Annotated in this window: 8 protein-coding genes; 5 read left to right on the top strand and 3 right to left on the bottom strand. The window is 38.7% G+C overall.

Annotated elements, in window-relative coordinates; genetic code table 11:
* Positions 1 to 70: 70 nt before the first annotated feature.
* The gene (locus VB740_RS06615) at positions 71 to 1285 is read right to left on the bottom strand and encodes a glycosyltransferase family 4 protein (protein ID WP_323199252.1); all 1215 of its coding nucleotides are present in this window, start codon (positions 1283 to 1285) and stop codon (positions 71 to 73) included.
* 1162 nt (positions 1286 to 2447) lie between these two features.
* Between VB740_RS06615 and VB740_RS06620 the strand changes: the two genes are divergently transcribed.
* From VB740_RS06620 to VB740_RS06630, 3 genes are all read left to right on the top strand, one after another.
* Entirely contained in the window at positions 2448 to 3659 is a 1212-nt protein-coding gene (locus VB740_RS06620; protein WP_323199253.1) for a GAF domain-containing protein, read from the top strand.
* A gap of 1099 nt (positions 3660 to 4758) precedes the next feature.
* Positions 4759 to 6276, top strand: a complete 1518-nt coding sequence (locus tag VB740_RS06625) for an ATP-binding protein (RefSeq protein WP_323199254.1) — start codon at positions 4759 to 4761, stop codon at positions 6274 to 6276.
* A gap of 15 nt (positions 6277 to 6291) precedes the next feature.
* Positions 6292 to 6972: a response regulator transcription factor gene (locus VB740_RS06630; protein ID WP_323199255.1), complete on the top strand. Its 681-nt coding sequence runs from the start codon at positions 6292 to 6294 to the stop codon at positions 6970 to 6972.
* A 2-nt stretch (positions 6973 to 6974) separates the two neighbouring features.
* On the opposite strand, the gene VB740_RS06635 is transcribed toward VB740_RS06630, so the two are convergent.
* The gene (locus VB740_RS06635; RefSeq protein WP_323199256.1) at positions 6975 to 7268 is read right to left on the bottom strand and encodes a hypothetical protein; all 294 of its coding nucleotides are present in this window, start codon (positions 7266 to 7268) and stop codon (positions 6975 to 6977) included.
* A gap of 1014 nt (positions 7269 to 8282) precedes the next feature.
* Here VB740_RS06635 and VB740_RS06640 point away from each other — a divergent pair.
* Positions 8283 to 8621 (top strand): STAS domain-containing protein, encoded by a 339-nt coding sequence (locus VB740_RS06640; RefSeq protein WP_323199257.1) that lies wholly within the window; start codon positions 8283 to 8285, stop codon positions 8619 to 8621.
* A gap of 203 nt (positions 8622 to 8824) precedes the next feature.
* Entirely contained in the window at positions 8825 to 9484 is a 660-nt protein-coding gene (locus VB740_RS06645; protein ID WP_323199259.1) for a sugar transferase, read from the top strand.
* A gap of 288 nt (positions 9485 to 9772) precedes the next feature.
* On the opposite strand, the gene VB740_RS06650 is transcribed toward VB740_RS06645, so the two are convergent.
* Positions 9773 to 10570: a hypothetical protein gene (locus VB740_RS06650; RefSeq protein WP_323199258.1), complete on the bottom strand. Its 798-nt coding sequence runs from the start codon at positions 10568 to 10570 to the stop codon at positions 9773 to 9775.
* Between the last annotated feature and the right edge of the window lie 140 nt (positions 10571 to 10710).

Raw genomic sequence — 10710 nt, forward strand, 5'->3', positions numbered from 1 at the left:
GGGTTTAGTTCAATATCATTAATTTTCTTCAATCAGTCTTTGTATTTGGCTTAAGTGCTAATTCCTACAACTAACTAATAGCTAGAAAATTTCGCTTCTCCCAGCGAGTAAACATGTCGCTGTAAACATCCTTCACAACACTACGCGCAGCATAAGGCTGTGCTGTACGCACACAGGACATACTTGGGTAATTTTCTGGATGTAGGATTATTTGCTGCAAAGCATTTGCTAAACACTCTGGCGATCGCACCTCACAAACAACTCCATTGTCAGGCGCTAGTAACTTTGGAGTTTCACCACACCTAGTTGTAACTACTGGTGTTCCACTGGCAAGTGCCTCTAGAACTACTAAAGGTAGACCCTCGTAGGCACTGCTAAGGACAAAAGCATTACTAATCCTATGTAACTTCGCTAGTTCCTCTATCGGAATTGCTCCTAGCATCGTCACCCGACTAGATAATTCCAACTGAGCGATTTCTGTACGTACTGCTGCTGCTAATTCTCCATCACCCGCGATTAATAAGTGAATATGTGGTTCCTTTAAAGCTGCGATCGCACGTACTAACAAAATCGGATCTTTTTGGGGATGTAGCCGCCCAGCGAAGAGGATAAAACGTGTTTCCTCGCTCAAACCCAGCCTTTTCGCTAGTTCATGTCTTTGTGCTTCCCGTTCCGCTTGATTTAAGGGGTAGAAAATCTCGTTATCAAATGAATTTTTGATGTATTTAACACGATCTCCCATGCTGGGATAACGCTGTCTATACAATTGTGCCGAATCTGTATTACATGAGAAAACTTGGCTAAACTGGCGAACTAGCAAGTTTTCTAAAGCAAAATATGCTGCGGGAAATCTGCGCCATAAAATCGCATTTTTATCACCTGCTGCCTTAGTCTGCGAGTGAATATCGTTATGAATAAACAGGGTTTTCTCTCCCTGCCAATTCAGAGCAACTAGGCTTGGTTCCAGCCGATGAAAGTGCATAAAGTCCGAGGCGAAGTTATGCCCCAGCAGTGCGGCAGTATACTTGATTGTGGTTGGTACTAGACTTCTAAAGTTATCATTTTCCAAGGTAAATAGCGGGAAAAAACTAATTTCTCTACCTGCTAATTCTGCTTCTTGCCACTTCCCGACTTTTTGAGTGCGATCGCTTCCTGTCCCTACTAGTCGCACCTCAAATTCATTGGGAGCGTATTTAATAAATGTATTAATAAGTGTTTGTATTCCTCCAATAGTAGAGTACCAAGGATTAAACTGGTAAAAAATAGTTAAAACAGGTTTACGCATGACTTATGTAAACTCAGCATATCTCGCCAAGGTTCTTGTAACTTTTTACTATGTAAAAATCTTTGCTAATTAAGCTTGTATTTTTACGTCCAAGATACTGAGCGCTTTACTAAGTAGTTAAGTATCTTTACTCCCATAGCATCCCTTGAAAGCTCAAAGAGCAACACTATCTCTAGATACCGTCCTAAGCAAATATATAGTTATCCACCAAGTTATCCGCTTGGATATTATACCTAGACGTATCAAAAGTGCTTGATTCTTAAGGGTAAAGACCCTAGCCTAAAAGTTTTACCTAATACAAATTGTGGCATTTAAGGCTAAGTGGGGTTTTGCGATCGCCCAAGTAAATACACTTCCAGTTTGATACCGAGTAAATGGGCACGAGAAAACCAAACTATGTAAAGATAAATAAATACGGAGAATGCATCTACGAGGTAACTGAGATATGGGTATTCGTTTAAGGGTATTTCTGACTCGTGAACAAGATAAGCTGTCGCGCATTTAAATTGTATAATTTTGGGTCTAAAACCCTTCCATAGCCTAGAGGCAGCTAAAAACCTAGATGCGTGGCAGCTTAAAACCCTAGTGACATACTCCACACCTCCCCTTCTCTGCGAGACGCTACGCGAACGGGTGAATGTAGGCTTCTCAAAGACTCCTCTATGAGGACATTGATTGAGCTTTAATATTATGTCCGGCTGATTAGTTATGATGGGCGTGCATCTGTGCAAAAACTTGAAAATTCTTTCTCTCCCTGCTCCCTACTCCCTGCCTCCTTGCAGTCTTAATGATAAGTCTTTAACCGGACACGATATAAGACCGTGTGCCCCACGGTTCTTTATAATTATAGCTGCGTTCAAATCTCTACATCAACTTGTAAGGCATAACGGGCAATCGTGCGTTCTTTGAGATAGTGGTTTGCGGGATTATCACAAAAAGTGGTCAAGATTGCATCAATGCAGACAGCATCCTCTAGGGTGAAATAAAATTATCCAGTCAGCTATCCACCTAGTTGCACCTGATTTCTAAATATTTACTTACTACAGAGTAAATTCTTGCCAATATGCTAAAAATACCAGATTTATCGCAATAGAAAGATGACAAAAGTAAATCTTAGGATTTATCTTTATTCTATACGCAGATCATGCTTCAGACTCTTCTAATGAATGAAATTATATTAACTGAAAAAGAAACCTTGAGGCTCCAAGCCCTGCATCAATATAACATTTTAGACACTATTTATGAAGCTGCCTTCGATGATCTTACTCGTTTAGCGGCACAAATCTGTGGTACTCCCATAGCTTTAATCAGTTTAATTGATGAGTCCCGTCAGTGGTTCAAATCGAAAGTCGGATTAGACAGGGAATCAACCTCCCGCGATCTGGCATTCTGTGCCCACGCGATTTTGCAGCCCCATGAAACTTTGATTATTTCAGATACACTACTCGATCAGCGTTTCGCTACCAACCCATTAGTAACTTCCGACCCTTATATTCGGTTTTATGCTGGTGCGCCGCTGATAACACCGGAAGGATATGCTTTAGGAACACTCTGTGTGATAGATCATATACCACGACAGATGAACTCAGAACAACTGGAAGCATTGCAAGCGTTAAGCCGTCAAGTCATGGCTCAAATGGAGTTAAAGCGTAATTTATACAACCTAGAACGTATAACTAGTAATAAATATAAACAGATTGAATACCTAATTTCTGCCCTTTCCCACGATCTACGTACTCCTTTGCTAGCCACTCGTGGCACTCTGTACGCCATGCTAGGCGGAGCTTTTGGTTCTGTGAGCGACACTTGGAGAGATGTGCTAGAAGATTGCCGCCAAGCTAATGAAGACCTCTTGAAGTTTGTCGAAGCTCTGTTAAATGTATCTCGCTACAAAACCGAAGTTTCTAAAAGCTTGAAGTGCGAAATTATTAACTGGAAAAACATTTTTGTCGAAACCATTTTCCGCAGTAATAGTACTCGCAAACAAAAGTCTACAATTAAATACAAAATTGCTCCTTCACTGCCGATTGTGTATGGTGATGCTCTTGAGATTCAACGAGTTGTGCAGACAATACTTGATAATGCTGTAAAATTCAATAATCCAGACCAGGAAATTACTCTTGAGGTAGCATTATTTGGAGTTGAGAAAGTAAAAATATCAGTACGATCCAATGGCTGGGGGATTGCTCCTTTAGACAAGGAAAGCCTTTTTAATAGCTTTATTCAAGGACGTGGCCGGAATAATATAGATAAGCTAGGTCTCTACTTATGCTTTCAAATTGTGGAGGCTCACAAAGGTACTATCAACATGGAAAATACTGTCGAGGATACTACATTTTGGTTTACCTTACCTGCCACCTTATTGAAATGCTAGATATCTAAAACGACAAGAGATGTAAAAATGCTCTTAAATCGTTTTATAGCACACATTTGTCAAAACTTGTTTCTAATAATTATAGGCATATCTGGCAAATTGACGTATTAATCTGTACCTTTTAAAGGTTGAAGCGATAAAGCTACATTAGTTTTATTGGCTTTTATCACTACATAAAAGACTTTAGCTTAAATACTGGGTTATTTAAAGATAATAACTTTTTTGTAAAATCTTGTGTAAAAGTATAAACACAATTTATATATTGAACTTAATCAATCGGTATGAGCGATCGGCGTTTCTGGAAGCTGTTAGGTAAAATAAATTATATCGCTATATATTCATAAGCTACTTGGCTATATATTCATAAGCTACTTGACGAAATTCCTTGAGTTAGGAACGTTTCATATTAGCTGGTGAGAGTTGATAGTACTCCTCTCAGCTTCTGCTACTAGGTGGGCTGTATACAATCAGACTCCCTTTTTTCTTGAACATGACTGATTTAGTCTAAACTCCAGTGGTAAGCCACGGACGGAAAGCAAAATTACAGCACTATATTTACATAGGGAAATCGTTGGCATGAGTGAAGGAATCTTTCGCTCTTTCGACAGAGGAAAAACATGGGTAAACATCGCCTTTTTTAACCAGTCGGTAATGAGCCTAATGTAATGGAGGCTAGCTAGCTGGCAGCAATTCGGACTAGTCTTTATTGACACCAATGTAAGGGAATCTACTATGTAACTTAATAAAAAATCTACGCGTTAGATTTAACCTATAAATAACCTCTAATATAAATTAGAAAGTAGGAAAAGTAGGTTAAGTATAAAACTTTGTATAAGATGTATTAATTTTTATGTAAGATGTTATTATCTATAAAAAGAATATCATTATATCTTCAACTGCATTATTTAATACAATGAAGTTGTTAACACTGAAATTATAAAAAGAAAGGATATTTATATGTAATATATGATATGAAGATTTAAGGCTTTTGGATAACAACATTGAAATTTAATATCAGCAAAGCTGTTGCAGTTCTAGAGTCTAGAATTTTAATTAGTATGCTAGGTAACTGTAATTAAGGTGGTGGAGATATTAGATAGTGATAGCTATTAGCTTGATACCTTTCCTAATTCATTCATCTAAGAAAGGTAATTTTTTAACTCCTCTTCAGACTAGTATTTTAGTACTAGTATTATTTTTATTTGGACAGCAAGTCTTCAATCTCTTGATAGCACACCTAAATCATGAAGCATGTGACCGGGTAACCCATGCTTTACTGGTAGAGCGAGAAGGAGAACGTCTACTCAATGCTGTGATAGATAATAAAGAAAAAGGTTTTCTAGAAAATTCTAGTCAGGGACGAAGCAATCCTATAGATTATGGTGAGAAGAAGCCCAGTTTTCACAACAGCTTCAACCATCTGTACAATCTCGTACAAGACAACCCTGCTCAAATAAAGCAGCTCGATAAAATTAGATATATCTATAACCAGTGGCAAAGGGAATTGAAGCAAAAAGCGCTTTCTGGTTCTGTCAGGAAATCTGCTCTAGCAAAAAGCACTTTATTTGATTCCTTGCACAACGAGATTGAGAAACTGATTCAGCGCGAAGAGATTTTTTTGAGGGTTTGGAAAAATCGTGTACAGCACTTAAATGATATTAATACTGCGATAAACATCTTTAGCACATTAGTCATTTTATTAGGAGCAATTTTAAATCTCTATTTGTTGTATCGGCGTGTCAAGCTTCCATTAGACAAATTGACACAAGTTAGCAAACTTTGGCAAGCGGGACAAATGGAAGTACAACTGTGCTATTCTTCTAGAGACGAAATCGGGGAACTAGCTGGAGTTCTGAACGCGATCGCTGATGAGACTCGTCACCGTCAAGAAAGGATTGAGGTACGTAACCAACAGCTTGAAGACATGATATCTGCACTTTCCCACGACCTCCGTATTCCTTTACTTGCCACTCGTAATACTCTAGACTGTATGAGCAGAGGAGCTTTTGGCCCAGTAAATGACACTTGGAAGGAAGTGTTTGAAGAGTACCATGAAGCTAATGATGATCTGCTTAAGCTTGTGGAACTCCTCTTAGATATCTCCCGTTATGAATCACGCAGCGCTTGTTTAATGTGCGATCACCTGAATTGGGAAAAGATTTTAATTAAAGTAATTGGTCAAGTAAAAGCAACATCTACACGTGAGTTAGCCTTCATTTGTAAAATTTCTCAATTGTTGCCAACTGTTTACGGTGATGAATTAGAAATTCAACGGGTTTTACAAAACTTACTTGATAACGCTGTGCGCGTAAGTAAGCCTAAAGGGGAAATTGTTCTTGATATAGCGCCTTATGGAGAGGAGCAAGTGAAGATTTCGGTGCGTGATTACGGTTCAGGAATTGCACCGCAAGCTCAGGAAAAGCTGTTCCACCGCTTTATTCAAGGACGAGGGCATCGTGGAAGAAGTGGGCTTGGTCTGTATTTATGTCGTCAAATTATTGAGGCTCACGGAGGAAATATTGGTGTTGAAAGCTCCGTTGGAGAGGGAAGTACTTTCTGGTTTACTCTCCCAAGCGTCATAAATAACGTTAATTGCAAATATGAACATAATATATAGCCACATGTAGCAAGAATGATGCCTAAGATGGACGAAGAGAAAACTGTGCGGGTTCTATTAGTTGATGATCACGCTTTAATCCGTCGAGGAATGAAAGGGCAATTTAGCCTTGAACCTGGTTTTAGTATAGTTGGAGAGGCATTAGATGGTGGACAGGCTGTTGAATTAGCTAGCCAACTGCAACCAGATTTAGTCTTAATGGATATTGATCTGCCAGTTATGGATGGGATTACAGCCACCCAGCAGATAAAAAGTAGCTGCTTGAACACTTGTGTTCTAGCCTTAAGTGCCTTTGATGACGATATCCAGGTCATGGGGATGCTTGCAGCTGGTGCTGATGGTTACTGCCTTAAAACCATTGAGTGGGAACAGCTCATCGCCGTCATTCAATTGATACTTCAAGGTGGTGCTTATTTAGATCCTCTAATAGCTCAAAAAGTTGCTCGGATGCTTAGATCAACTGCTATCGCTCCTGATATTCCCGTATCTAAGGTAATAGCGCAACCGATTCTCAGTAATCGTGAACGCGAGATTCTTAAACTTATTGCACAAGGGCACTCAAACCAGCAGATTGCCAACCAACTCTACCTCTCACTTGGAACCGTCAAGTCTTATGTACGTATGGTTCTCAACAAACTTAGCGTTGATGATCGTGTCCAAGCAGCAGCTTTAGCAGTACGTCAAGGGTTGATTTAAGCTTAGAGGAATTTATCTAAATAGGCAGATAATTCTGTAAAAGTAGTAGCCAGTGGTGATTTGTCATTCATAAGTTGTTCTGACCACAAAATGCAAGGCTGAAGTAGTTGATGCTGGAATTTCTCAGGTATGGGCAGACATAGCACCAATACATGAGGTGCAAACAAACTTATCTCTTCAAGCGTAGGAATGCAGTAATATGGAAAAACTTCTGCATTTTGTTTTAGGCAATGACTGCTGACACGCTGCACGGTGGTGACATTGCTACCAATAACCATAATTCGGTGTCTTCTCATATAATTTATGAACCTATCCTACTAATAATATTTGTGTTATGAAGCTTAAGCTTATCGAGAAATGAAAACGAAAAATTAAGGTTTCCAAGAACACTTTGAAAAAAGAATTAGGGAGCTTTAGTATAGTGGGATATTTTCATATATTTAGACTTGCAGACAAGTTGTAAATGCTTGCTATACAACGGTTATATATTTGTAAAGGAAGTACAATTATAAGCAATTAATGGACATAAAAATAAGGAATTGGGCGAATAAGCCGGTCTAAATCATCAGTTATGAGTGCATAAATAGAAAAAAATCTGTTTTTTCCAGACAAGCTCAAGCATTAAAAGATAAAAAGCATAAGCAATTAGGCTGCAATCTAACAAGTCTACAGACTACTATTACTGCTTGACTATAGTGATTACGAGATAAACAAAATTTCTCACTCGCTACTTGAAATATTTTGACTTCCCATATCATGCGTTCAACACTAATTCTACAAATAGCTTAGAAATTTTATCATTCCATAGCTTTTACAAAATTAAACATACATGAGTTTTATTGTGCCTACTTATTATGAAATTTAAACTATCTCTATGCTACAGCCAAGCGGATAGTTATCTGGATAGTTTTATTCCTCATTAGGATACTGTATAAAAAATAATTTAAGTAGCCATAAGATAGTATTTTATAGTAGTATTTACGTATGAAAGTATATGTAGGCTTCACAAGTCTTTACTTAACAACGATTTAAACTTTTAAGTCACCACCAAGACTGTTTAAAAGCCAGGGCGAACGCAGAAATTTCTGAAACCCATGAAGGATTTGGATATTGTCGTAAAACTAGGCTAAATTAAAAAACACCGAAACCCTTACTATTAAAGGATTCTTATACTTTAGACGCATTTGCTCAGGATTAAAAACTGCTTGTGACAATACTTAAGCGATGTTTGGGTTAATTATGGCGAGACGAGCATATCTAGTGCATCACTCACCTCTGATGCTTTTTAGCTAATTAAATTTATAAAAATTATGACTCTAACGCAAGAAAGTCAACTGATCGTGATTCAACCTCAGCAACGCTTAGATTTGAAGCATAGTAATACCTTAACAGAACAGCTATCTAGCTTAGTAGCTCACCCGAAACATCTTTGGGTAATTGATCTAGTCAAAGTAGATTTTATGGATAGTTCGGGTTTAGCCGCTTTACTTAAGGGGATTTCAGCTATACGTTCAAGTGGTTGTCGTTTGGTAATTTGCAATCTGCAAGCACCTGTTCGGATGATCTTTGAACTGACTCAGATGGATTCAGTGTTTGAAATTTATGAGAATTATGATGCTGTCGTAACGATGTTCAATGCTCAACCATGAAGTATTCACCCCTACTGTCACTGCAAATATCTTAAAGAACAGATTGGTTGGTTATATATTTACTTGCTCAAGCTATTAGAAAATTTTATTTCAACTTTTACTAGTTACTTAAATAAGGAAATGAGTAGACCATTGAGTTCATAAACTTACCTACTAAATGTGTAATTACTGTGTCTAATACTTCTACTTCTCAGCGTTTTGATATGCCAGTTCTAGATGATACCCATAATGCTCCTAAAGCTGAACTTCCAGTTCATCCCTCTGTAATCAGTAAAGCCAAGCGGATGATTGACATCTTGGGTGCTATTGTAGGGCTAGCGATTACAGTAGTGGTAGCAATTCCTATTGCGATCGCCATTAAGTTAGATAGTCCAGGTTCTATCTTTTACAGTCAAGTTCGTTGTGGTTTGAATGGGCGTTACTTCCGAATTTGGAAATTCCGTTCGATGTCAGTTGGAGCCGATAAACTTAAGCATCTAGTTAAGAATGAAGCTCAAAGCGATCAGATATTCAAAAATGAGAATGATCCCCGCATTACTTGTATAGGCAGGTTTCTCCGCCGCACTAGCTTAGACGAACTCCCTCAGTTTTGGAACGTACTAATGGGGGAAATGAGTCTAGTCGGCACCCGCCCTCCCACTCCCAATGAAGTGATCCACTACTCAAGACATCACTGGAAAAGGTTGAATGTCAAACCGGGTATAACTGGTGAATGGCAGGCTCATGGTCGCTCCAGTATTAAAGACTTTGAAGATATTGTTCACATGGACTTAGACTATCAACGTAAGTGGTCTATCGTTTATGATATTCGTTTAATCTTGAAAACTTTAAAAGTTGTGTCAGATAAGAGCGGTGCTTGTTAACGTAGAGTCAGTAGAAGAAAAATTTATAAGTTCACTAAAAAGTAAGCCTACATCTGTATAGGTTTGATGATTCAGTCTTTACTGCTTGCAACTTTTGCATCCATGCATTGATTGCAGCTAATTAGACATCTCCAGAAATTAATTATGCGTTACCTGAAACCCTTGTAGAGACGTTGCAATGCAACGTCAAAACAATTCATTTTCACCAGATGTCTATTCATCAGCACTGCTAACAACAGATCAACGACTTGCTAGTTAAAGTGATAATGTTATCCAAGGCTGAACAATTTACTCAACTTCCTCACAGAGAATTAACAGCGTTTCCATCGCCTCTGCTAGAGAAATCAACTCTGTCCAAGAGGAGCCACTAACTAAATTTTGGGCATGAGCTAATCGGTTTCGCAACTGTTCAGCAGACTTAAGAAAGCGTTCGCCAAACCGCTTGGACTTGAGTCCTAGTTGCTGGAGAAGTTCTGGTTGATTTAAAACTAACTCTCGCTTATCGCAGAATTGCAGATAATCTAATAAATCGGTAGCTTCGTTTCTTTCCTGGCTCTCTCGCCATAGTCTTTGAGCAACTTCTAACCGCTCAGGTTTAAGGACTTGTTGCCAAGAATCTTGGGGATAGTAAATCCGCACCAGCCGCAGCAAATTCATCTCTAGCAGCGTCACCAAGCCAAACAGTAGCATTCGTACAGGTGCTTTCTGCAAGTCGCCACAGGTAACAATACCACTTACCTGATTGCAGTCCAAGACAAACAATCGCGGAGTTTGTTGCAGGATGGGTAGCAACTTCATAAGTGGGGTGGAAATGGCAATTAGTTCTTTGGGATGAAACACCCGTTGATAGTCGCCACACTTGCCTTCTTTGCCTTGCATCAAACTAGAGCGTTCTATATAACCGCTAATAGTATCTCCCGTTTCAACGCCGATCACATCAAAATTTTGTGTCTGCATCCAATGCAGTACTTCTGTCACCTCTGCATCAGATGGCATCGCTTTGAGGGGTTCTGCCACGTATTCAATAGTAATATTGTTCTCAAATAAACTCCGCAGGTCTTGAGAACGCGATTTTAGCTGTTTCATCCCCCTCTATGAACTCATAATAGCGATCTGATTTGATTTGGAGAAATTATTTGCTTAGAAAGGCAATAGGCAATAGGCAATAGGTAAGAAGCCTCTTTGAGTTACACTGAATTTTTTCAAAAATCAAATATGAGTCCTAT

The sequence above is a fragment of the Nostoc sp. UHCC 0251 genome (genome assembly GCF_034932245.1).
In the GTDB taxonomy this organism is placed as follows: Bacteria; Cyanobacteriota; Cyanobacteriia; order Cyanobacteriales; family Nostocaceae; genus Nostoc.